The 22,137-nt window shown below is 70.7% G+C and carries 20 protein-coding genes; 13 read left to right on the top strand and 7 right to left on the bottom strand.

The features are described 5' to 3' along the window. Positions 1-12 precede the first annotated feature (12 nt). On the bottom strand, positions 13-768 hold the full coding sequence (locus ACIGXX_RS03510; RefSeq protein ID WP_399972327.1) for an alpha/beta fold hydrolase: 756 nt from the start codon (positions 766-768) through the stop codon (positions 13-15). Between the two features lie 101 nt (positions 769-869). Between ACIGXX_RS03510 and ACIGXX_RS03505 the strand changes: the two genes are divergently transcribed. Next, positions 870-1,391 (top strand): PadR family transcriptional regulator, encoded by a 522-nt coding sequence (locus tag ACIGXX_RS03505; RefSeq protein WP_366462594.1) that lies wholly within the window; start codon positions 870-872, stop codon positions 1,389-1,391. Here ACIGXX_RS03505 and ACIGXX_RS03500 read toward each other — a convergent pair. Further along, positions 1,380-2,285, bottom strand: a complete 906-nt coding sequence (locus ACIGXX_RS03500; RefSeq protein WP_361464920.1) for an oxygenase MpaB family protein — start codon at positions 2,283-2,285, stop codon at positions 1,380-1,382. The genes ACIGXX_RS03505 and ACIGXX_RS03500 overlap by 12 nt on opposite strands. Before the next feature lie 97 nt (positions 2,286-2,382). Between ACIGXX_RS03500 and ACIGXX_RS03495 the strand changes: the two genes are divergently transcribed. Both ACIGXX_RS03495 and ACIGXX_RS03490 read left to right on the top strand, forming a co-directional pair. Continuing rightward, positions 2,383-2,661 carry a hypothetical protein gene (locus tag ACIGXX_RS03495; protein ID WP_361464923.1) on the top strand — a complete coding sequence of 93 codons (279 nt, stop codon included), beginning with the start codon at positions 2,383-2,385 and terminating at the stop codon, positions 2,659-2,661. 81 nt (positions 2,662-2,742) lie between these two features. Next, positions 2,743-3,612: a hypothetical protein gene (locus ACIGXX_RS03490; RefSeq protein WP_399972321.1), complete on the top strand. Its 870-nt coding sequence runs from the start codon at positions 2,743-2,745 to the stop codon at positions 3,610-3,612. Positions 3,613-3,657: 45 nt separating this feature from the next. Here ACIGXX_RS03490 and ACIGXX_RS03485 read toward each other — a convergent pair whose 3' ends face one another. Together ACIGXX_RS03485 and ACIGXX_RS03480 are read right to left on the bottom strand one after the other, a co-directional pair. Continuing rightward, entirely contained in the window at positions 3,658-3,840 is a 183-nt protein-coding gene (locus tag ACIGXX_RS03485) for a hypothetical protein (protein ID WP_361464928.1), read from the bottom strand. Between the two features lie 140 nt (positions 3,841-3,980). Beyond that, the gene (locus ACIGXX_RS03480; RefSeq protein WP_361464930.1) at positions 3,981-5,036 is read right to left on the bottom strand and encodes an acyl-CoA desaturase; all 1,056 of its coding nucleotides are present in this window, start codon (positions 5,034-5,036) and stop codon (positions 3,981-3,983) included. A gap of 307 nt (positions 5,037-5,343) precedes the next feature. Here ACIGXX_RS03480 and ACIGXX_RS03475 point away from each other — a divergent pair, with 307 nt between their 5' ends. The 3 genes from ACIGXX_RS03475 (at position 5,344) to ACIGXX_RS03465 (ending at position 11,350) form a co-directional block, all read left to right on the top strand. Continuing rightward, positions 5,344-8,151: a DEAD/DEAH box helicase gene (locus ACIGXX_RS03475; protein WP_399972829.1), complete on the top strand. Its 2,808-nt coding sequence runs from the start codon at positions 5,344-5,346 to the stop codon at positions 8,149-8,151. After that, positions 8,148-9,473 carry an SWF or SNF family helicase gene (locus tag ACIGXX_RS03470; protein ID WP_383824024.1) on the top strand — a complete coding sequence of 442 codons (1,326 nt, stop codon included), beginning with the start codon at positions 8,148-8,150 and terminating at the stop codon, positions 9,471-9,473. The genes ACIGXX_RS03475 and ACIGXX_RS03470 overlap by 4 nt, the downstream gene beginning before the upstream one ends. A 524-nt stretch (positions 9,474-9,997) precedes the next feature. After that, positions 9,998-11,350, top strand: a complete 1,353-nt coding sequence (locus ACIGXX_RS03465) for an esterase-like activity of phytase family protein (protein ID WP_399972316.1) — start codon at positions 9,998-10,000, stop codon at positions 11,348-11,350. A gap of 29 nt (positions 11,351-11,379) precedes the next feature. Here the strand turns inward: ACIGXX_RS03465 and ACIGXX_RS03460 are convergent, their stop codons facing one another. After that, the gene (locus ACIGXX_RS03460) at positions 11,380-11,775 is read right to left on the bottom strand and encodes a hypothetical protein (RefSeq protein WP_399972313.1); all 396 of its coding nucleotides are present in this window, start codon (positions 11,773-11,775) and stop codon (positions 11,380-11,382) included. 239 nt (positions 11,776-12,014) lie between these two features. Beyond that, positions 12,015-13,181: a xylose isomerase gene (gene xylA / locus ACIGXX_RS03455; protein WP_361464943.1), complete on the bottom strand. Its 1,167-nt coding sequence runs from the start codon at positions 13,179-13,181 to the stop codon at positions 12,015-12,017. A 192-nt stretch (positions 13,182-13,373) separates the two neighbouring features. Here xylA and xylB point away from each other — a divergent pair, with 192 nt between their 5' ends. Together xylB and ACIGXX_RS03445 are read left to right on the top strand one after the other, a co-directional pair. After that, a complete protein-coding gene (gene xylB / locus ACIGXX_RS03450; protein WP_399972309.1) occupies positions 13,374-14,837 on the top strand; it encodes a xylulokinase in 1,464 nt (487 codons plus the stop codon). Between the two features lie 28 nt (positions 14,838-14,865). Then, entirely contained in the window at positions 14,866-16,068 is a 1,203-nt protein-coding gene (locus tag ACIGXX_RS03445; RefSeq protein ID WP_399972306.1) for an ROK family protein, read from the top strand. Positions 16,069-16,281: 213 nt separating this feature from the next. Here ACIGXX_RS03445 and ACIGXX_RS03440 read toward each other — a convergent pair whose 3' ends face one another. Further along, complete coding sequence (locus tag ACIGXX_RS03440) at positions 16,282-16,755, bottom strand: cupin domain-containing protein (protein WP_399972303.1); 474 nt, start codon at positions 16,753-16,755, stop codon at positions 16,282-16,284. A gap of 164 nt (positions 16,756-16,919) precedes the next feature. On the opposite strand from ACIGXX_RS03440, the gene ACIGXX_RS03435 reads away from it, so the two are divergent. The 5 genes from ACIGXX_RS03435 (at position 16,920) to ACIGXX_RS03415 (ending at position 22,129) form a co-directional block, all read left to right on the top strand. Continuing rightward, positions 16,920-17,810: a LysR family transcriptional regulator gene (locus tag ACIGXX_RS03435; RefSeq protein WP_399972300.1), complete on the top strand. Its 891-nt coding sequence runs from the start codon at positions 16,920-16,922 to the stop codon at positions 17,808-17,810. Positions 17,811-17,879: 69 nt separating this feature from the next. After that, positions 17,880-18,818, top strand: coding sequence for a MerR family transcriptional regulator (locus tag ACIGXX_RS03430; protein ID WP_399972297.1), 939 nt, complete (start codon positions 17,880-17,882; stop codon positions 18,816-18,818). Further along, on the top strand, positions 18,818-19,195 hold the full coding sequence (locus ACIGXX_RS03425; protein ID WP_399972294.1) for a hypothetical protein: 378 nt from the start codon (positions 18,818-18,820) through the stop codon (positions 19,193-19,195). The genes ACIGXX_RS03430 and ACIGXX_RS03425 overlap by 1 nt, the downstream gene beginning before the upstream one ends. Positions 19,196-19,332: 137 nt before the next feature. Next, the gene (locus tag ACIGXX_RS03420; RefSeq protein ID WP_399972291.1) at positions 19,333-20,748 is read left to right on the top strand and encodes a tetratricopeptide repeat protein; all 1,416 of its coding nucleotides are present in this window, start codon (positions 19,333-19,335) and stop codon (positions 20,746-20,748) included. Between the two features lie 367 nt (positions 20,749-21,115). Then, entirely contained in the window at positions 21,116-22,129 is a 1,014-nt protein-coding gene (locus ACIGXX_RS03415; protein ID WP_399972288.1) for an acetamidase/formamidase family protein, read from the top strand. The last annotated feature ends 8 nt before the right edge of the window (positions 22,130-22,137 follow it).

Raw genomic sequence — 22,137 nt, 5'->3', positions numbered from 1 at the left:
CGGGCCGACGGATCACTGGCGTCCGGCAACTTCCGCGGCGAACGCCTCCGGGTTGTCCAACATGACGTTGTGCCCCGCCTGCGGCACGGTCACCACCCGCACCCCGGACGCCACCAGCTGGTCTGCGCCCACAAGTTCGCCGCTCCGCGCGCCCTGCAAGAAGACACGCTCCACGGGCGCGTCCATGAGCATCGCGCGCATCGTCGGTTTCGTCCCTCGCACGAGGCACGTCGCGCTGCGGTGCAGGGCGCGGGGATCGGCGAGCCGCATGGTCGCCGCCCACTGGGGGCCAACCCTCTCGAGCACGCGCGCGTGCCCGTCGGCCACGAAATCCTCCTCTTCGTAGGCCGCGATTCCGCTGCTGCCCTCCGTCGCGGCGGGGTTGGGGTCGAGGTTGGCCTCGGTGAGGACCAGCCGTGACACCAGGTCGCTGCGGCGGTGCGCCAGCACGATGGCCACGGAGCCGCCCATGCTGTGCGCGACGATCTCCGCTCCGGTCAGCTGGGCCTCGTCCAGCGCCGCGGCCAGGGCGTCCGCGTGCTCCTCCAGGGAGTAGCCGAAGTCCGCCGGCCGGTCGCTGATGCCGTGGCCCGGCAGATCGACGAAGAGCGATCGGCGTCCGGCCAGTTCGGGCCTGGCCGCGATATGCGCGTGATAGACCGCCGACGCCGCCCCGAGCCCGTGCACATACACCCGGGCAGGGTCCGATCCCTCACTCTCCGTCCAGCGGATACAGCTGCCCTGTGCGTCGAACCGTGCCTGTCGCATCGTCGCTCCCCCACTCGTATGCCGGTGCTCCGAAGAAGAATACATCGGTCACGATGTATGGCGGATCAGAGGTACACCGCTGGTGCGACAGAATGCCCTCCATGCTCGAACTGACCATCCTCGGATTCCTCTACGACACGCCCCTGCACGGCTATGAGCTGCGCAAGCGCATCACCGCGCTGACCGGGCACGTACGACCGGTCGCGGAGAGCACGCTGTACCCCGCCATCAAACGGCTGGAGAAGGCCGGCCTGCTGGCCCGCGAGACGCAGCCGGGCTCCGTGGCGGCCCCGCGTCACGTCCTGAACCTCACCGCGGCGGGCAGGAGCGAGCTGCGCCGCAGGCTCACGGAGCCGCAGCGGGCCGACATCACCGACGAGAACCGCTGGTTCACGGTCCTCGCCTTTCTGCGCCACGTGGACGACAAGGCGGCCCAGGCCGCGGTCCTCGAGCGCCGCCTGGCCTTTCTGGAGGAGCCGGCCAGCTTCTTCTACGACGGCGAGCGTCCACTGCGCGCCGAGGAACTGGACGACCCGTTCCGACGCGGCATCCTCACCGTCGCGCGTGCGACGAGCCGTGCCGAACTCGCCTGGCTGCGGACGACGTTGAGCTCACTCCGCTGAGGAGGGGGCCGCTTCGTCCGTGTGCGCCACCGGGCAGCCCCGGACGCCGGGCACCGGGAACGTGCCGAGCTCACCGACGCGGTACCCCTTCGGGTAGCCCTTGATCTCCCAGTTCTGCCGGGCGTAGTGCGGTGCGGTACGAGGCGGCATCAGGCGCACGGCCCGGCCGCGCAACCGCACAGCGCGCCTGACCAGCGTGCGGGTGACGGCGCCCGGCGGTTCGTAGCGGAAGGCGCGCAGGAGGGGCTCGTCGAGCAGGGCGAGAGTCGAGGCGCGCAACAGGGGCGCCAGCGGGCCGGGATACCAGGAGGCCATGAGATCGAGGGTCGCGTCGGAGACCTTGCGCGCCCCCTCGTCCCAAGCGAAGTGGGCCTCTTCGTAGGCATCGAGACACTTCTCGAAGGCTTCGTAGGTGTCCGGGATGTCCTGGATCCCCATGTGCCGCCCCAAGGTGCGGTAGTAGACGGCGGCAGCGGTCGTCTCATGGCGTGACAACGTGCGCCATCCGTAGGCGTCGATCCAGCGCTTGGGCATGACGACGAACGTGCACAGGACGTAGCGCATGTCTTCGTTGCTGATGTCGTAGCTGTGGTGCATCTGGTTGATGCGGCGGATGGCGGTGCGGCCCTCGTCCGTGCCGAAGCCGTGCTCTACGACGGTGTCGAGCAGCAGGGCCGTGTCGTCGTACCGCTTTTGCGTACGATCCGTCAGTTCCGCCGTCTCGGCGAGGAGCCGGCCGATGCTGGGCACGGCGTACGTGCGGTAGAGCGCCAGCTCAAGAGCGCGGGTGTAGTCCCAGGGGAATTCGTACGTCGCGGTGAGCCGGTAGATCGCCAGGGCGTCCTTCTCCGGGTCCAGACGCCGAATCTCCTTGAGCCGGTCATAGCGCTTCACCGCACGGACCCCCTTCTGTCGTTGGAGCTCCAACTCTACGTTGGGGTACAACAGATGAGTGATCATCAGCGGCAACCACAGGGGGAAGGTGGCCCACATGTTCGACAAGATCCGCAAGCTGTGGCGCACGGACGAAGCTGTTCGCAGCAAGGAGAAGCGTCCGCACAACCTCTTCGAGGCGGCAGCCGTCTACGTGGCGGCGAGCGCCGAGGACGACCAGGACCGCATGGACGAGGCCACGGGCTGGGTGTCACCGGAGGCTCTGTCTTTTGGCGTCAGCGAGCTCGCCTGTCGAGCGGTCATCGCCCTCGCCCGGGAGCGCGACGAGTCGCCGACGGACGTGGCACGAACGCTCCTCGGCCTGCCCGCCGCCTGACGTCCCGGTCACGCGCCCCTCGACGATCAAGCGGACCTGTGGTTAGGGTGCGCCGACGGATGAAGCGATGGGGAGGCTGGCATGGCCGGAACGGACGACGCTGTCGCCGCCGATGACGACGCGCTGTACGTGCTGACCGCGGTGCTGCTGACACCCGCGAAGTTCCCGAGTGTGCTCGGTGACGACTATCCGGAGGCGTGCGCGGCTCTGGGGCTCGCGCCGCTCGCCGACGGGTACGGTCTGGTGCTCGGTCAGGACGGTGCGGGTGCCCGGTGGACCGTCGTCATCGACGACGTCTCCCTTGTGGCCGTCGCGATCGCCTCCTGGGACTGCGGCATGGAGTACGACCTGTCGCCCGACGAGCGCACGGTGGTCGCCGCGCTTCCCGGCTGGCCGCTCGCGGTCGCCGTGGCGGCACCCAACGTGCCCGCGCCGCACGATCCCGAGCCCGAGGAGGCGGACGAGAAGCCGCTCTCGCCTCCTCAGTCCGACACCTGGGGTCCCGCTCAGCGACGGCTCGGCGCCGACGAGATCGCGCTCCAGTGGGCGGCCTGGCGGGATCGGATCGACGACGCCGACTTCTTGACCGACGGAGCCGAGGCCGTCGCGGATCAGGGGGACAAGGACCCCGGCCCGCGGAACAGCGACGCCCCCGAGACCGATGCCGACGCCGATCAGGGCCATCTCACCGGCGTACGACGCGTCCTGGCGGAAGCACGGGCGTACGTGGACACTCCGCCGCCCCTGGGTCGCGTGCGGTCGTCGTTCGCCTCCGGAGAGGCCCGCACCCTGCGTGCCGACGGTCCTGGCTGGTCCATGGTCGCCAGGACCGACGACATCGCGTTCGTGCTCCTCGACGAAGAGCCTGGAGAAGTGCTGCCGGTGGGCCGCGGGCCCGAACTCCCCTCGCTTCTCGACGCGCTCGACAAGATGGCCGTGCGCCCCGCCTGACGCGCGGGGCACACGAGGGCGAGCGCCGTCACTCCGGCGGCGGGGTCAGTGGCCCAGCTCCTTGCGTGAGACGCGGCGCAGCCTGCGCCGCTGCCCGGGATCGAGGGTCAGATAGGCCGCCGCCGGGACACCCAGCACGATCAGGAGGGCGGCCCACCAGGGCAGCCAGAACAACAGGATGATGCCGACCGCCACACCTCCTGCGGCGATCTTCGCGTTCTTCGACATGTGCGACGCCTCCTTCGCGGCTGTTGCCGCTCTCTGTCTTGAGAAACGGCATCAGGCCGCCCACGGTTCCAGTCTGCTCCCCTGATAGATCCCTGAGGAGCGACCCTGACGCAACCCTGAGGAGCGCCGCGGGTCAGCGACTACTCGACCCTGAGCGGCTCGCCGACCTCGTACATGTGGCGCAGTACCTGCCGGTAGGAGTCGATGAACCCGGCCTCTGTGTACGGCATGCCCAGTTCGGCGCAGTGGGCGCGGACCAGAGGCTGAACGCGGCGCAGGCTGGGACGAGGCAGGCTCGGGAACAGGTGGTGCTCGATCTGGTAGTTCAGTCCGCCCAGGAACCAGTCGGTCAGCGCGCTGCCACGGATGTTGCGCGAGGTCAGGACCTGGCGGCTGAGGTGGCCCCAGCGCTCTCCGTCGGAGTCGGTCATCTCCATGCCCTTGTGGTTGGGCGCGAAGGCCAGTCCGAGATGCAGGCCGAAGAGCGCCTGGTGGATGGCCGCGAAGGCGAGGGCGTGGCCCACCGGCATGGTGACGAGCAGGAGTGTCACGTATCCGACGAGGTGGGCCACCAGCAGGAGGCCCTCCAAGACGCGTTCGCGCGGGGCCTGGCGGCGCAGATCCTGGAAGCCGTAGATCTTCATGGCGATGCCCTGGAGCAGCGTCAGCGGGAAGAACAGCCAGGCCTGGTTGCGGGTGATCCAGCGCCGGAAGCCCACACGGACCTTGGCCTGCTTGCTGGTCCACACAAGGACGTCCGCGGCGACGTCGGGGTCCTTCTCCAGGTGATTGGGGTTGGCGTGGTGCCGGTTGTGCTTGTCGTTCCACCAGGCAGAGCTCATGCCGAGGAGGAGGTTGCCGTGGATGAGGCCGATGGCATTGCTCACCCGGCGGTCACCGGTGATCTGGGAGTGCCCCGCGTCATGGCCTATGAACGCCGTCCGGGCGCACAGCACGGACAGGACGGGCGCGAGGAGCAGCACCCACCAGGAGCCTCCGATGAGGAACATGCCCGTCGCCACGGCGGCCAGCGCCACCGTGTTGACCACGATGGTGCGGGCGTACCAGCCGGTGCGGCGGCCCAGCAGCCCCTGTTCCTTGACGGTGCGCAGGAGAGGCGCGAAGTCGCTCCCGGCGGGCTGTCTTTTGGTGGTGACTGGGGAACGCTCCGCGACAACGGCGGCGGCCTGGGACATGGTGAGGTCTCCGGTCTCTGACTGGGTCGGGCTGACGCCAATCAACGTATGAGCCGGTGACCTGGGGCAACCATGGCGCCTTCACCCGTCTTGTAAGGGGGTCAGCACCGTCTGGAAGGGGGGCTAAGTACACCACGGGAGGGGCGTGACCGGGATCACTCCTTGATCACTCACACCTTGCCCCGAGCGTGCTGTACCCTCGGCGACTCCGCCCCTAGTAGTCAAGTTTGAGGAATGCGCCATCGCCGTGCTGAGGCCCCTTGCCGCGTCACCTTCCGAGCTCTCCGAACTGTCCCGCTGCTCTGTGCTGTTCGTATCCGCCGACCCGGCACGCATGGGCCGGGTCGCCTTCTGGCGCCCCGACGGGGACGCACCGCCCGCCTGCTCCGCGGGCACCGTCGAGGAGCTGACCGTCGCCGTGCCCGGCGACGACGGAGTACAGCTCAACGACGTGTCGGCCGTAATGCTCCCGGTGCGGGTCGCGCTGCCGGTCCTGACGCGCGCGCGTGCCGCGTCGGGAAGTCATCCGACGGCCGCGTTCTGGGGAGCTGCGGGGGTGCTCGCGCTGCAACTCGCCGCACGCGGCCTGCTGCTGCCCGGACTGACGCCGAGTGATCACGACGCATGGCGCTCGGGTCCGCTGGGCGCCGACGACCTGCGACGCCTGCGCGACCTCGCCGCCGCGATGCCCCCTGCCGCGCACGCCCTCCCGCTGGCGGACACCGAACCGCCGCGGCTGCCCGAACCCGAGCGGCTGCTGCGCCAGTTCCTGGACGCGGTGGCCGACGCGCTGCCGCGCTCCCCCGCCGCGACGCTGGCCGCGGGAGCGCCCGCCTTCGCCTCCCCGCAGCCCCAGCACATCCCCGATCAGCGCCCCTGGGCCACCGATGTCGCCGCAGGACACGACGCCGGCGTACGCATCTCGCTGCGCGTCGAGGTGCCCGGCCTGGTGTCGGACACCTCCGAGGGGACCCGACTGCCGTTCCGCGCCGTGCTGCAGATGCACAGCGTCAGCGACCCCTCGCTCGTCGCCGACGCGGCCGAGGTGTGGGCCGGTTCCGGCGCATCGGGGCAGGCCTTCGGGCCTCGGTCCCGGATGGATGCCCTGCTCGCGCTGCGTCGCGCCACGCGCGCGTGGCCGCCGCTCGCCCCGTTGCTCTCGGCCACCGTGCCCGATGCGATCGAGCTCGCCGACGAAGAGGTCACCTCGCTCCTGGGCGAGGGGGCCCGGATGCTCGCCACCGCGGGTGTCGATGTGCACTGGCCCAGGGAGCTGGCACGGAACCTGACCGCCCGCGCGGTCATCGGCCCGCCCGACGACGAGGCCAAGGACCCGGACAAGCCGTCGTCGGACACGCCGTCCTACCTCTCCGCCGACGCGCTGCTCACCTTCAACTGGCGGTTCGCGCTGGGTGGTCAGCAGCTGTCCCGCGAGGAGCTCGACCGTCTGGCCGAAGCCAACCGCCCCGTGGTGCGCCTGCGCGACCAGTGGGTTCTCATCGACCCCGAAGAGGCCCGGCGCGCTCGCGCGCACCAGGACCACAAGGTCACGCCGATCGATGCCCTGAGCGCCGTTCTGACGGGCACCACGGAAGTGGCGGGGCGCCGCGTGGACGTCGAGCCCACGGGCTGGCTCGCCACCCTCCGCGAGCGCCTCGCGGACCCCGAGGGCATGGAGCCCGTCGGACAGCCCGAAGCTCTCGCCGCGAACCTGCGCGACTACCAGCTGCGCGGCCTGAACTGGCTGGCCCGGATGACCTCCCTGGGCCTGGGCGGCTGCCTCGCGGACGACATGGGTCTCGGCAAGACGATCACGCTCATCTCCCTGCATCTGCACCGGCAGTCGGACCGCGAATCCGCGGGCCCCACCCTGGTCGTCTGCCCCACGTCCCTCATGGGCAACTGGCAGCGCGAGATCGAGAAGTTCGCCCCCGGCACGCCCGTACGCCGCTTCCACGGTGCCCGGCGCAGCCTGGAAGGCCTCGCCGACGGGGAGTTCGTGCTCACCACGTACGGCACGATGCGACTCGACGCGGAGAGCCTGGCCCACACGCCGTGGGGGATGGTCGTCGCCGACGAGGCCCAGCACGTCAAGAACCCCTACTCGGCCACCGCCAAGCAGCTGCGCACCATCGGGGCACGCGCGCGCGTGGCTCTCACCGGCACCCCCGTGGAGAACAATCTCTCCGAGCTGTGGGCCATTCTCGACTGGACGACACCGGGCCTGCTCGGCAAGCTCGGCACTTTCCGCACCCGCTACGCCCAGGCCGTCGAGAGCGGCAAGGACCCGGCAGCGGCCGAGCGACTCGGCCAGCTCGTGCGACCCTTCCTGCTGCGCAGGCGCAAGTCCGATCCGGGCATCGCGCCCGAGCTGCCGCCCAAGACGGAGACCGACCGGGCCGTGTCGCTCACCACAGAGCAGACGGGCCTCTACGAAGCCGTGGTGCGCGAGACGCTCGCGGAGATCGCCGGCGCCGACGGCTTCTCCCGCCGCGGTCTGATCGTCAAGCTGCTCACCGGTCTCAAGCAGATCTGCAACCATCCCGCGCAGTACCTCAAGGAGGACGAGCCGCGGATCGAGGGCCGTTCCGGGAAGCTGGAACTCCTCGACGAGCTGCTCGACACGATCCTTTCCGAGGACGCGAGCGTGCTCATCTTCACGCAGTACGTGCAGATGGCGCGCCTCATCGAGCAGCACCTGGCAGCCCGCGGCACCCCGTCCCAGTTCCTGCACGGCGGTACGCCCATCGCGGCGCGCGAGGCGATGGTGGAGCGCTTCCAGGACGGTGAAGTCCCGGTCTTCTTGCTGTCGTTGAAGGCCGCGGGCACGGGACTGAATCTGACGCGGGCCGAGCACGTCGTGCACTACGACCGCTGGTGGAACCCCGCCGTCGAGGCGCAGGCCACCGACCGGGCGTACCGCATCGGGCAGACACAGCCGGTCCAGGTGCACCGGCTGATCGCGGAGGGGACGATCGAGGACCGCATCGCCGACATGCTGCTGCGCAAGCGGGAGTTGGCGGACTCGGTCCTCGGTTCGGGCGAGGCGGCGCTGACGGAACTCACCGACGCCGAGCTGTCGGATCTGGTGGAGCTGCGAGGGGGGACGCGATGAGCGACATGTACAACGAGTCGAATGGCGACACACACGGGGACGGCCGTCACGGGGAGGGCGCGGACGAGCACGAGCGCACCTTCGCGGCACTGCCGCCCGCGCACGGGCGGGGGTTCGCGCAGAGCTGGTGGGGCCAGGCCTGGCTGAAGGCACTGGAGGACACGGCGCTGGACCTCGCGCAGCTGAAGGCCGGACGCAGACTGGCGCGCGCGGGGGCCGTGGGCGCGGTCTCGGTACGCCCTGGCCGGATCACCGCGGTCGTCCAGGACCCTGACGGCACGCCGCACCGCTCCGACGTACTGCTTCAGCAGCTCAGCGAGGACGAGTGGGACCGCTTCCTGGGCATGGCCGTGGAGCGGGCCGGCCACATCGCGGCGCTGCTCGACCGCGAGATGCCGCCGCATCTGGTGGAGGACGCGGCGGCAGCGGGGGTCGAACTCCTGCCCGGCATCGGTGACCTGGAGCCGGAGTGCGACTGCGACGCGTGGGACCACTGCGGCCACACCGCCGCGCTCTGCTATCAGGTGGCCCGGCTGCTCGACCAGGATCCGTTCGTGCTGTTCCTGATGCGGGGCCGTGCCGAGCGCGAGCTGCTGGACGAGCTGCAAGTACGCAGCGTGGCACCGGCGGAGGCCGAGGAGGAGCCGGCGCAGGAGCAGGAGGGGGCCCAGGAGGGCGTGGACGCCGACGAGGCGTACGCGGAGGGGGCCATCCTCCCTCCGCTGCCCGACCTCCCTCCGCTGCCGTCAGAGCCGGGCCTGCCGCCCTCACTCGACACGGAGGCGGAGCCGGCGCCCGGTCTCGATGTGGCAGCGCTGGAGTTCCTGGCGGCGCAGGCGGCCGTGGAGGCGCACCGGATGCTGGCCGAGGCGCTTTCCTCCGGGCACGAGCAGAAGCCGGTCGAGCAGGAACTGACGCTGGACGAGGATGCCGTGCGCCTCTCCGTCATAGCTCCCGCGGCGGTGGCCGGACGTCTCGCGACCGCCGCTGGCCGCGGCAAGGACGGGCTCGCGCTGGCCGTACGGGCCTGGGAGCTCGGAGGTCCTGCCGCGCTGGCCGTCCTGGAGGAGGAGTGGACTCCTGAGGCGGACGCACTGGCACGCGCGCGTGCGGCGCTGGACGCGGCTTGGGACGACGACGAGCGGCCACAGCTTCGGGCCGCCCGCAATCGCTGGACGGTGGTCGGGAGCGATGCCCAGCTGCGGCACGGGTCCGACGGCCGCTGGTGGCCCTACCGCAAGGAGCGCGGCCGCTGGACCCCGGCGGGCCCCGCGGCCCACGACCCCGCGACGGCACTGGCCGCGGTGACCAGCGGAGAGTAGGGGCAGGCAGATCCGGTGCGGGCATCCCCGCGTGCCCGCACCGTCGCGTGCCCGCACCCCCGCGTGTCCGCACCGTCGCCCCTACGGAGCGCGCCACCCCACGCGTTCACGCCACCGCAGCGCACCTCCTGGCCGGAACGGCGGCCACCGGCGTGTCCACGCCGCTCACACACGCGCCGGGAACACCGGCACGTGCACTCCCCCTGACCAGCGATTGAGCGCGAGCATGTCATCCGCGACTGTGGATCACACCGGTTCAGGGGGTACCGACCGCGACTGGCCTCCCCCTTCCCGCAGGGCCCCGGAGTGAATGAGTACGTCAGCGTGATCCAGGCGAAGGGGGAGGACAAGGGCCAGGTGCCCAACGACCGCTGACCGGCCTGTGGGTGACGGCGGCGCCTCCTGCCCCTCGCGGGAGGCGCCGTCAGCACGCCCCCTCACGTTCACCTCTCTGCCTCCCTGTGTTCGTGGCGACGGCGAAGTCTGATCGCTGTCACCGAACACTTGCGCCCCAGGAGGCACTCATGTCCCCGCACGCCGCCCGTCAGCGTCGCGTCCGCCGTTCCGTCGCAGCAGGTGTGCCGATCGCCGTGCTCACCGCGATCGCGGTGACCGGGACCGCCACGGGGGCCCCGACCGGCGGCAAGGAGAAGGCGCCCCGGATCACCTCGACGGCGACCCTGGGCGACGTCCCTCTGGGCAGGTTCAGCAACTCCCTGCTGCCCGGGACGGTGAACGACGACCGCGGTGTGGATCTCGGCGGCATCGGCAGCGACATCTATCCGGCGGGCCGCAAGGGCGAGTTCTGGACGGTCACCGACCGAGGCCCGAACGGCCAGATCAAGGTGGACGGCAAGAAGCGGCGCACTTTCCCCGTGCCCGGTTTCGACCCGGCGATCGTGAAGGTCCGCGTCTCCGGTGACACCGTGAAGGTCATCGACGCGCTCCCCCTGACGACGTCCTCCGGCAAGCCCGTCACCGGACTGCCCAACCAGAAGGGGCGCGACGAGGCGCCCTACACCTACGACGCGAAGACCCCGCTGACGTACGACCCGAACGGCCTGGACACCGAGGGCATCGTGCGGGCGCACGACGGCAGCTTCTGGCTGGTCGACGAGTACGGGCCCTCACTCGTGCATGTCTCCGCTCGCGGGAAGGTACTCAAGCGCTATGTTCCCCAGGGCCTGAAGCTGTCGGGCGCCGACTACCCGGTCGTCGAGGCGCTGCCCGGCGTCCTGCTGCACCGCAAGGGCAACCGCGGCTTCGAAGGGCTCGCCCAACTGCCGGGCGGCGACCTGGTGATGGCGGTCCAGAGCCCGCTGTCCCTCCCGGACGAGGACGCGGGGGACGCATCGCGGACGGCGCGGCTGCTGCGTTTCTCACCGAAGAAGCAGGCGGTCACCGCCGAGTACGCGTACCGCTTCGACGCGGTGGATGTCGTCGACCCGGGCGAGGACGACACGTCCGAGCTGAAGATCTCCTCCGTGGTGGCCGTCGGCCGTGGCCGGCTCCTCGTCGAGGAGCGCACCGACAAGGCCGCGCGGCTGCAGATGGTGAAGCTCGACCGCCGCTCCGACATCCTCGGAGAGCGGTGGGACGACGCCGCCACCAAGCCCTCCCTGGAGCAGCTCGACGATCCGGCGGCCTCCGGAGTGCCCGTTCTCAAGAAGCGTCTCCTGGTCGACCTGGACACCATCGACGGAGTGCCGGACAAGATCGAAGGCGTGGCTCGCGTGAACAGTCGCACCCTCGCCCTGATCAACGACAACGACTTCGGGATGACCGACGGGGCAGAGGCGTTCGACAAGGACGGCCGGCTCGTGGACAGCGACGTGGAGACCACGGTGACGTACGTGCGGCTGCCGAAGGGCATCTGAGCCCGTCGGCCCCACGCTCGACACCCCGGTCAGGACAGTGGTCTGGTGACGCCCACCTGCAAGAAGTAGTAGGGCACTTCACTGTCCACACGTGAGGGGACCAGGGAGTCCAGGTCGCTGGGCAGATCGCTGGGGAAGTCCGATGGCAGGCCGCTGGGCAGGTCAGAGGGCAGCTCCGTCGGAAGCTCGGACGGAAGCTCCGAGGGGATGCTCAGCGACGGGGTGGGCTTGCCTTCCGAGCTCTCGCTGGCCCCCGAGGGGCCCTTCTTGTCACCGGAACCGTCACCGCTGCTGACCACGAGGACCACTGCGGCGACGACTCCGATCGCGACGAGCACGGCGAGCAGGACGAACAGGCCGCCGCGCCGCCCGGAGGGCCCACCCGGCGGCGGCTGAGGCGGCCACCCGCCACCGCCAGGGGGCACACCGCCACCCGCAGGAGGCCACCCCCCGCCGTCCGGGGGCGGCCCGTACCCGCCGCCCGGAGGCGGACCGTACCCTCCTCCGGGCGGGCCGAAGCCACCATCGCCCGGAGGGGGCGTGTCGCCCGGCGGAGGGGGAGGCGGCGGTACGGGCGGCATGGCCATACCGTCAAGAGTCGCCTCGAAAGGGTCAGGATGCGACCCCTGTGCGGAAGTTGATGCCTTCGGAGTGGAGCCTCCGGTCAGCCCCGCGCCCCCAGGAGGTGGTCCATGGCCAGCTGGTCGAGGTGTTCGAAGGCCATGCCACGGTCCGCGGCGGCCGTCACGTCGAAGTCCTCGAAGGCCGCGCGGTCGGCGAGCAGCCCGGAGAGGCCGTCCTCCGCGGTCGGCAGGGCCAGCTCGTCCAGACGGGATGCCCGCAGGGCCTCCTGGACGTCCGGGTCGGCGCGGAACGCGGCAGCACGATCCCGAAGGATCAGGTAGTTGCGCATGCAGCCGGCCGCCGAGGCCCACACACCCGCGTAGTCCTCCGTACGCGGAGGCTTGAAGTCGAAGTGCCGCGGTCCTTCGTAACCACCCCTCTCCAGGAGGTCGACCAGCCAGAAGGCGCTCCGCAGATCGCCCGCCCCGAAGCGCAGGTCCTGGTCGTACTTGATGCCGGTCTGGCCGTTGAGGTCGATGTGGAAGAGCTTGCCCGCCCACAGGGCCTGGGCGATGGAGTGCGGGAAGTTGAGGCCGGCCATCTGCTCATGGCCTACTTCGGGGTTGACGCCGAAGAGTTCGGAACGCTCCAGGCGCTCGATGAAGGCGAGGGCGTGCCCGACGGTGGGCAGCAGGATGTCGCCGCGCGGCTCGTTCGGCTTGGGCTCGATCGCGAAGCGCAGGTCGTATCCCTGCTCCGTCACGTAGTCGCCCAGGAGGTCGAAGGCTTCCTTCATGCGGTCGAGAGCGACGCGTACGTCCTTCGCCGCACCGGACTCCGCGCCTTCCCTGCCGCCCCACGCGACGTAGGTACGGGCGCCCAGTTCCACCGCGAGGTCGATGTTGCGGATCGTCTTGCGCAGCGCGTAACGGCGCACGTCGCGGTCGTTGGCGGTGAACGCCCCGTCCTTGAAGACGGGGTGCGTGAAGAGGTTCGTGGTCGCCATCGGGACGACGAGGCCCGTCGCGTCGAGCGCCTGGCGGAAGCGCTTGACGTGCGAATCGCGCTCGGTGTCCGTGGCGCCGAAGGGGATCAGGTCGTCGTCGTGGAAGGTCACTCCGTAGGCACCCAGTTCAGCCAGGTGACGCACGGAGTCGGCCGGGTCGATGGCCGCCCTGGTCGCGTCCCCGAACGGGTCCCTTCCCTGCCAGCCGACGGTCCACAGGCCGAAGGTGAACTTGTCCTCAGGAGTGGGCTGGTACGTCATGTGCGGCTCCCTGGATGACTGGTGCACGACTGCGTGGCCGACCCGGGCATGACTGCGTGCCCGTGATGTACGGCTGCCGCGACTATTTCGTCATGGCGCTTAACAAATTAGTATCCGGAGGCATCCCTGGGAAGGTCGGACGGAAAGAAGTCCGGGCGTGCCCGGAAAGAGCCGCGGGAACGGAGACCCTCGATGTCCTCAGCACCAGCAGCCGACGGCCCCCTCGTCGTCGGCGTGGACAGCTCCACGCAGTCCACGAAGGTTCTGGTCGTCGACGCCGCCACGGGCAGGGTGGTGGCCAGTGGTCAGGCCCCGCACAGCGTCAGCTCGGGGGGCGCCCGCGAGAGCGATCCCGAGGAGTGGTGGAACGCCCTGTGCGCGGCGCTGGACCAGTGCGGCAGCGCGGCGCGCGAGGCCGCAGCCGTATCGGTCGGCGGCCAGCAGCACGGGCTCGTCACGCTGGACGCGCAGTCCAGGCCGGTGCGGCCCGCGCTGCTGTGGAACGACGTCCGTTCGGCGACGCAGGCCCGCTCGTTGGTGGACCGCCTGGGGGGACCGAAGGCGTGGGCCGAGCGCGTCGGCAGCGTGCCGGGGCCCTCCTTCACGGTGACCAAGTGGGCCTGGCTCAGCGAGCACGAGCCCGAGGCGGCCCGCGCCACCGCGGCCGTGCGACTCCCCCACGACTACCTCACCGAACGCCTCACGGGATCCGGCACGACCGACCGGGGCGATGCCTCCGGTACGGGATGGTGGGCATCAGGGACGGAGGCGTACGACGAAGAGGTCCTGGGCTTGATCGGCCTGGACCCCGAACTCCTTCCGCGCGTGGTCCGCCCCGGTGAGGTCGCGGGCACTGTGCGCGGAAGCGGCGAACTGCCCTTCTCCAAGGGCACGCTGGTCGCGCCCGGCACCGGCGACAACGCGGCCGCGGCACTCGGACTCGGCCTGCGCCCCGGCACCCCGGTGCTGAGCCTGGGAACGTCGGGAACCGTCTACGCGGTCTCCACGCGGCGCCCCGCGGATCCGACGGGGACGGTGGCCGGCTTCGCCGACGCACGCGGCGACTGGCTCCCGCTGGCCTGCACCCTCAACTGCACCCTGGCAGTGGACCGGGTGGCCGCCCTGCTGAGCCTGGATCGCGAGGCGGTGGAGGCGGGCGGCGCCGTCACCCTGCTGCCCTATCTGGACGGCGAGCGCACCCCTGACCTGCCACACGCGTCGGGGCTGCTGCACGGACTGCGGCACGACACGACGCCGGGTCAGCTCCTACAGGCGGCCTACGACGGGGCCGTGCACTCGCTGCTCGGCGCCCTTGATCTGGTCCTGGACGCGGACGCGGACCGTTCGGCCCCGCTCCTGCTCATCGGCGGCGGAGCACGGGGCACGGCCTGGCAGGACACCGTGCGGCGCCTTTCCGGACGCCCCGTTCAGGTGCCCGAGGCCCGGGAACTGGTCGCGCTCGGCGCCGCCGCACAGGCCGCGGGCCTCCTCACGGGCGAGGACCCGGCAGCTGTCGCGCGCCGCTGGGGTACGGCCGAGGGGCCCGTGCTGCCCTCTGTGGAGCGGGACGAATCGGCTCTCGCCCGGATCGCCGGGGTAGTCTCCGACGCGGCGCCGCTGCTCGGCAGCGCGGGCCAGGAGGACACACGGCCATGAGGACGCAAGAGCAGGGGCTGACGGGGGCATGACCGCACCACCGCACGACGCGCGCCAGGGCACGTCCGAAGCCCGGCTGCCCGACACCCAGCAGGGGATGCGCCGCCGCAACCTCTCCCGCGTCCTGCACGCCGTCGCGGCGCACGGGCCGCTGTCCCGTGCCGCCGTGGCCACCCGGATCGGCCTGACGCGGGCCGCCGTCTCCACCCTGGTGGACGAGTTGATCCGCTCCGGGCTCCTGGACGAGCTGGGCCCCGAGCGTCCCGGCAAGGTGGGGCGCCCGGGTTCCGCACTGGCGGTCAGCGGAAGCGGACCGGCCGGCATCGGCGCCGAAGTGGGTGTCGATCACCTCTCGGTCTGCGCCGTCGACCTGCGTGGAGAGGTACGCGCGCGTGCCGTGCGGCAGGGCGACAACCGGGGGCGTGCCCCCGAGCCCGTCGTCAAGGAACTCATCGCCCTGATACGGCAGGTGAGCAACGAAGCCCACCAGGCCGGGCTGCGTCCGGCGGGACTCGCCGTCGCCGTCCCCGGGCTCGTCGCCCGCGGAACAGGAACGGTGGTCCGTGCCCCCAACCTCGGCTGGCACGACGTCGACCTCGGCACTCTGCTGCCGGGCAGCCTGCCACTGACAGTGGACAACGAGGCCAACTTCGGCGCACTGGCCGAGCTGTGGCTCGGCGACTCGGTGCCGCAGGACTTCCTCCACGTCTCGGCGGAGATCGGCATCGGCGCCGCGCTGGTCGTCGACGGCCGGCTGCTGCGCGGGACGCGTGGCTTCGCCGGGGAGTTGGGCCATGTGCCGGTGTGGCCGGACGGCCCGGCGTGCCCCTGCGGCGGCCGTGGCTGCCTGGAGCAGTACGCGGGCGAGGAGGCGGTGCTGCGCGCGGCGGGCCTTGATCCGGGCACGGACCGCGTCGGGCTGCTCGCGGAGCGCGCCGCTGAGGGCGACGAGGACGTACGAGGGGCGCTGCACGACGCCGGGGCCGCACTGGGCATCGCGCTGACCGGTGCGGTGAATCTGCTGGACCCGCGCTCGGTGGTGCTCGGCGGAGCCCTGTCGCGGCTCGCGCCGTGGCTGCTGCCGTCGCTGGAGGCCGAGTTGGGGCGCCGCACGGCCAGTACGACGTGCGATGTCGCTGTCTCCGGGCTGGGCTCCGATGGTCCGTTGCTGGGGGCGGCGCACTCGGTCGTACGGGCGGTACTCGATGATCCGGCGGGGGCGGCGGCGTAGGGTCTGCTGGTCCCCCGGCGCACGCTAGGTAGCTGACGGCTGCCTCCTTGGGGCCCGACTTCTTGTGGGCCGCCTCCTGGTGGGCCGCTTCCTTGTGGGCCGCCTCCTGGTGGGCCGCTTCCTTGTGGGCCGCTTCCTTGTGGGCCGCTTCCTTGTGCGCCGCCGCGTTGTAGCCGCCTCCTTGCATGCCGCCGCGTTGCGGCCGCCTTCCTGTCAGCGCCATTGCGGTCCCCCGACGAAATGCACGTCGTACCTGTCATGGAGCTCGTCCATGCTGTCCCACCCCGCCTCACCCCGCGCAATGCGCCCCAGCTGCCGGAAGTAGCCGAACCGTTCGATCCCCGGAGTGAGCACGGCGAAAAACTCCGCCGAGCCGTCGCCCGACGCTCCGAAGGCGTGCACTGTGCCGGGCGGCACCACGATCAGACCGCCCTTGCCCACCCCCGTCAGGGTGCCGTCGAGAAGGAACTCCATCGTGCCGTCGAGCACGTAGAAGATCTCTGTGGACAGGCGGTGGTGGTGCGGACGCGTGCCGTCGGAACCGGCGGGCAGGACGAGCCGGTTGGCGCCCAGGAGTCCGCCGGTCGCCCGGCTGTCCTCCAGCAAACGGAACCGGCCGCCCCCAGGCAGCGGCACTTCCTCCGCGTCTAGTTCGTGGACGATCAGGGCTTGCGGATTGCGGGGCATGCCGTACTCCTTCGAGCTCTGTGGTGGGCGTGCGCGAGGGACCAGTCCATCGCGGGAACACAGCACGTCCAAGAAGCCGTTCATGAAGGCAGTGATCACTTGCGCTGATGAATGCGTGAAGTGCGGAACGGACATGGGCACCGGACACGGGAGGGGCGACGGCTGTGGAGCTTCGGCAGCTCGAGTACTTCGTGGCAGTCGTCGACGAGGGCGGCTTCGGCCGGGCGGCCGGGCGGCTGCACGTCGTGCAGGCCTCGGTGAGCCAACAGATCGCCCGTCTCGAGCGGGAGTTGGGTGTACGCGTCTTCGACCGGACCACCCGTCGAGTGGGTCTGACGGCGGCCGGGGAGCGGCTGCTGCCGGAGGCGCGGGCCGCGCTCGCGGCCGCTGCTCACGTGAGCCATGTGGCCGCCGAGATCGTCTCCGGTGGGGAGGGCGTGCTGCGGCTGGGCACCGCCCGGGCGTTCGCGGAGCGCGTGCATCCGGCTCTCGACGTGCTGGCTGAGCGGGTGCCGAGGCTTCGGGTCCGGTTGGTCCAGGAAGCTCGCGAGCGGCGTATCGACGCGCTACGGAGCGGAGAGTTGGATGCCGCGCTCGTCCGGGGCGACGGACTGCTGCCGGGCCTGGCGGCGGTGCGGGTCTGGGACGATCCACTGATCGTCGCGCTGCCCGTGACGCACCCACTGGCAGCTCTGCCCCGTCTTCAACCGGCCGATCTCGCCGACCTGCCGCTGCGGTTGGCGCCGCGGGACCGCAACCCTGCCTTTCATGACCTGGTGACGGGGTTGCTGCGGACTTCCGGCATCGACGTGCCGACCGGCCCGCACTTCACCACCTTGCAGGGGACTCTGGCGGCGATCGCCGCGGACTCCGCGAGCGGCGCGGACTCGTGGACGGTCTTCGACCTCGTGGGCGGGCTCCCCTCGGCCCGCCGCGTCGCCTTCCGGCCGCTCCTCGGCGCGCGATCGGCCGTCAGCCTTGCCGTGCGGCCAGGGCCGCTGTCCCCCGCGATCCGGCATCTGCTCACTGCGCTGAAGCCCATGGATGCGTCATAGGTCCTGTGACCCGTCCCCGTGGGTGGTGGGGCTTGAGTCTCCAGTAGGGGGAGACGTGAAGGTAGGGGCATGAACGGCGACACGCTCTACTCGATCGGTGATCTGGCGCGGCGGACCGGACTGACGGTCAAAACCGTCCGGTTCTACTCCGACGCGGGGATCGTGCCGCCCGCCGACCGCAGCCCGGCCGGCTACCGCCTGTACGGCGCCGATGCCGTCGCCCGCCTCGATCTCGTACGCACCCTTCGCGATCTGGGGCTTGACCTCGCCACCATCCGGAAGGTGGTGGACCGGGAGGTCTCGCTGCCCGAGGTCGCCGCGGCGCACGCAGAGGCGCTGGAAGTGCAGATCCATGTGCTGCGCCTGCGGCGCGCGGTTCTGACAGCGGTGGCCAAGCGCGGGTCCACACCTGAGGAGTTGGATCTCATGCACAAGCTGGCCAAGCTCTCCGAGGACGAACGCCGACGTCTGATCGACGACTTCCTGGGCACTGTTTTCGATGGTCTCCGCGACCACCCCGCCTTCGCTGCGGTCACCCGCTCCCTCACTCCGGAACTGCCCGACACCCCCGAGGCCGAGCAGGTCGAGGCATGGGTGGAGCTGGCCGAGCTGTTTCAGGATTCGGGGTTCCGCTCCACCATGCAGGGCATGGCCAGGGATCTGGCGGCCGACCGCGCCCCGGACGACGTCACAGGCCTGCCACGCGTCCTCGCCGCTGCCGTGCGCACCCAGGTCACCCCGGCCCTGGACGCAGGCACCGATCCGGCATCGCCCGAAGCCGAGCCCGTCGTCGCGAGCCTCTCGGCGCACTACGCGCACATCCTCGGACTGCCCGATGACACCGCCCTCCGCCGACGCCTGGTGACTCGCCTGGAGACCATGGACGACCCCCGCAGGGACCGCTATCTGACGTTGCTCGCGGTGATCAACGGGTGGCCGGCGCCGGAGAGTCTGGCGCCGGTGCTGGACTGGGCCGTACGAGCCCTGCGCGCCCGAATGCCCCGGTAGTGAGCCGGCCGAGATCGATCCGCGCCGCCCACCTCACCGAACCAGCCGATGCCGCACAGCGTCGATTCCTCTCCAGCTACCGGGTCCTGGCGGACGTACCCGGCTTCTGGCGCCTAGCCACGATCGGCATGGCGTCGAAACTGCCGCCCAGCATGGCCGGCCTGAGCCTGCTGCTCCTGGTCGGCCGGGACCATTCCTACGGCACGGCAGGCCTTGCGGTGAGCGGCTTGGCGATCGGCCAAGGTGTCACCGCTCCCCTGCGCGGACGACTCATCGACCGCCATTCCCCGGGTCCGGTCCTGCTGGGCTGTCTTGCCGTGCATCTGACGGCCACTCTTGTGCTGGTCCTGGTGGTCACGCGGGCACGGCCGCCGTGACGATCCCAGGGCCTCGAACTGCCGGGGCGCATCGCGGCAATATGTCGTTCCGGTGAACCGAGCGTCGCGCTCGTGTCGCGCGGGCAGAATCGCGAGACTGGACAGAGCGGACAGAGCCGACGGACGAGGGGACAGCGATGGAGATGGACCGGCAGGCCCACGTCCTGAGTGGCACCAGCGGCGAAGCCGCACGCCACTACGAGCGGGCGCTCGACGCGCTGTTGTTCTTCCGTGCGGAGGTCGCCGACGAGGCGCAGGCGATGGTGGCCGCGTCTCCTGATTCCGTAATGGCACACGTCTTCAGCGCCTATCTCCTTCTCCTCGGTACCGAGGAGAAGGAGGCGGCCAAGGCCCGGCGGTCCTTCGGCGCGTTCCGGGGCGCGGTCGATCTTGCCGGGCTCTCGCCGCGCGAGAGGATGCACGCGGCGGCTGCCGAGGCATGGCTGGACGGGGACATGCTGCGCGCCGGCGCGATCCTCGGCGAGGTCAGCACCGAGTTCCCACGCGACGCCCTCGCCTTGGCCGTCGGCCACCAGATCGACTTCTTCACGGGCGATGCGCAGCGGCTGCGCGACCGGGTCGGCGGCGCGCTCTCCGCGTGGGACGGCGACGATCCGCACTTCGGCCCGCTGCTGGGGATGTACGCCTTCGGGCTTGAAGAGGCCGGGCACTACGGACACGCCGAGGAGATCGGAGTGCGGGCGGTCGAACGTCATCCGCGGGACGTGTGGGGCATCCATGCGGTCGTCCACACGTACGAGATGCGGGGACTGTTCGGCGAGGGGATCCGCTATCTGGACGCCCGGACCGAAGACTGGGCCGACGGCAACTATCTCTCCGTGCACAACGCATGGCACTACGCCCTGTACGCGCTGGAGGCGGGGAGCATCGAGCGCGTCCTCGGCGTCTACGACAACACCCTCCACAACGAGGCGTCGCAGGCGGTCGCCATGGAACTCCTGGACGCCTCCGCCCTGTTGTGGCGGCTGCTCCTCACCGACATCGACGTCGAGGGACGCTGGGCGGCGCTCGCCCAGGCATGGGCGGGGCGCGAGGACGGCGCCTATTACGCCTTCAACGACGTCCATGCCGTGATGGCGTACGCGGGGGCCGGGCGGCTCTCCGACGCCGAACGGCTGGTGAAGGACCGCGAGCAATGGCTCGTCCGAACCGACCCCGCCGTGTCCAACCACGCGATGACTCGCGAAATCGGTATCCCGGTGTGCCGCGCCCTCATCGCCTATCGGCAGCGGCAGTACGACCGCGTGGTCGAGCTGCTCGCCCCGATCCGCTACCACCTCAACTCCTTCGGCGGCAGCCACGCACAGCGCGACGCCATCCAGCGCACGCTGGTGGAAGCAGCCATCCGCTCCGGCCGGCACGATCTGGCGCGCACCCTGCTCAGCGAACGCGTCAACCTGCGTCCCATCTGCCCGTACAACTGGCGAGCTCGTGCCAGGCTGGCCGACCGGCTCGGAGACACGGGCCAGGCTGCGGCCGCCCGCGCCCGGGCCGAGGAGCAGGCTGCTGTGGGGGCGGCTGCGTTGGGCTGAGGCTGCTCAGGCTGCACATGCGAATGCGGCTGCGGCTGCGGCTGCGGCTGCGTACGGATCGCTCATGCGCGGGCGTTCATGCGCGTGCGCACCTCAAGGGCCCCGGTCCCCTTCAGGGTGGCCGCGTTATCCACATTCACGGTGCTGTACACAGATTCAGTTCACACCCTTCCGGCTCAACCAGCCCTCGCCGTAACGTATTTGAGGCGGGACACCATCGCTCTGGCGGCGGTTTCGTGTCCACGCGGATCGGGGGATTCAGGTGTCGGGGGCAATCCATCCTGGGCTGCGCACGGGGTCTGCGGGCCGCACAAGGTTCCCCAAGTTCCCCACACAGCGACAAAGAGACAGAGCGGAGCAGCCTGCCATGAACCAGCCTCGGATCTTGACCGTGCGCCCCGAACCGGGTGAGTTCGCCTGGACGTTCGGCGGTGCGCCACCCGTGGCACGGATCGCTCCCGGCACGGTCCTCGACCTGTACACGGAGGACTGCTTCGCGGGGAATGTGCGCTCCGAGAAGGACCTGGTGTCCGAGGTCTGCCAGTTCCCGTTCCTGAATCCGCAGACCGGTCCCTTCCATGTCGAGGGCGCGGAGCCGGGCGACACCGTCGCCGTGCACTTCGTGTCGATCGAACCGGCCCGCGACTGGGCGGCGTCCACCACGGTCCCTCTCTTCGGGGCGCTCACCTCCACCCACACCACCGCATCGCTCCAGCCGCCGCTGCCCGAGACCGTCTGGATATGGCAACTCGACCGGGACCGGCGCACCGCACAGTTCAGCGCACATGACGGCGACTTCGAGATCGCGCTGCCGATGGACCCGATGCACGGCACGGTCGGCGTCGCACCGGCCAATCTGGAGGTGCGCTCAGCGCTCGTGCCCGACGCGCACGGGGGCAACATGGACACCCCCGAGATGCGAGCCGGGGTCACCTGCTACCTGGGGGTGAATGTGGAGGGCGCTCTCCTCAGCCTGGGCGACGGACACGCGCGGCAGGGCGAGGGAGAGACCTGCGGAGTCGCCGTCGAATGCGCCATGAACACAGTCGTGATCGTCGAACTCCTGAAGGGGATCGCAACGCCCTGGCCGCGCCTGGAGTCCGACACCCACATCATCTCCACCGGCTCGGCACGCCCCCTTGAGAACGCGTTCCGAATATCCCAACTCGACCTGGTGCAGTGGCTGGTGCGGGACTACGGCTTCAGCGAGCTCGACGCCTACCAGTTCGCGACGCAGACCGTCGAGTCGCCGCTCGCCAACGTCTGCGACACCAACTACACGTGCGTGGCCAAGATCCGCAAGGAGTGGCTGCCCGCGCGCGAAACTCACCGGGGGCTGCACGCGCGGCTGCGCGAGACGGCCAAGGTGCTGCCCCACTGAGAACTCCA

The sequence above is a fragment of the Streptomyces sp. NPDC055243 genome (assembly GCF_044544025.1).
Lineage (GTDB): Bacteria > Actinomycetota > Actinomycetes > Streptomycetales > Streptomycetaceae > Streptomyces.
This window is presented reverse-complemented; position numbering and strand designations above follow the sequence as displayed.

Excerpts from the sequence above, each read along its gene's own strand:
- ACIGXX_RS03510 (WP_399972327.1), bottom strand. The coding sequence starts at position 768 with ATGCGACAGGCACGGTTCGACGCACAGGGCAGCTGTATCCGCTGGACG.
- ACIGXX_RS03505 (WP_366462594.1), top strand. The coding sequence starts at position 870 with ATGCTCGAACTGACCATCCTCGGATTCCTCTACGACACGCCCCTGCAC.
- ACIGXX_RS03495 (WP_361464923.1), top strand. The coding sequence starts at position 2,383 with ATGTTCGACAAGATCCGCAAGCTGTGGCGCACGGACGAAGCTGTTCGC.
- ACIGXX_RS03490 (WP_399972321.1), top strand. The coding sequence starts at position 2,743 with ATGGCCGGAACGGACGACGCTGTCGCCGCCGATGACGACGCGCTGTAC.
- ACIGXX_RS03485 (WP_361464928.1), bottom strand. The coding sequence starts at position 3,840 with ATGTCGAAGAACGCGAAGATCGCCGCAGGAGGTGTGGCGGTCGGCATC.
- ACIGXX_RS03480 (WP_361464930.1), bottom strand. The coding sequence starts at position 5,036 with ATGTCCCAGGCCGCCGCCGTTGTCGCGGAGCGTTCCCCAGTCACCACC.
- ACIGXX_RS03470 (WP_383824024.1), top strand. The coding sequence starts at position 8,148 with ATGAGCGACATGTACAACGAGTCGAATGGCGACACACACGGGGACGGC.
- ACIGXX_RS03465 (WP_399972316.1), top strand. The coding sequence starts at position 9,998 with ATGTCCCCGCACGCCGCCCGTCAGCGTCGCGTCCGCCGTTCCGTCGCA.
- xylA (WP_361464943.1), bottom strand. The coding sequence starts at position 13,181 with ATGACGTACCAGCCCACTCCTGAGGACAAGTTCACCTTCGGCCTGTGG.
- xylB (WP_399972309.1), top strand. The coding sequence starts at position 13,374 with ATGTCCTCAGCACCAGCAGCCGACGGCCCCCTCGTCGTCGGCGTGGAC.
- ACIGXX_RS03445 (WP_399972306.1), top strand. The coding sequence starts at position 14,866 with ATGACCGCACCACCGCACGACGCGCGCCAGGGCACGTCCGAAGCCCGG.
- ACIGXX_RS03440 (WP_399972303.1), bottom strand. The coding sequence starts at position 16,755 with ATGCCCCGCAATCCGCAAGCCCTGATCGTCCACGAACTAGACGCGGAG.
- ACIGXX_RS03430 (WP_399972297.1), top strand. The coding sequence starts at position 17,880 with ATGAACGGCGACACGCTCTACTCGATCGGTGATCTGGCGCGGCGGACC.
- ACIGXX_RS03420 (WP_399972291.1), top strand. The coding sequence starts at position 19,333 with ATGGAGATGGACCGGCAGGCCCACGTCCTGAGTGGCACCAGCGGCGAA.
- ACIGXX_RS03415 (WP_399972288.1), top strand. The coding sequence starts at position 21,116 with ATGAACCAGCCTCGGATCTTGACCGTGCGCCCCGAACCGGGTGAGTTC.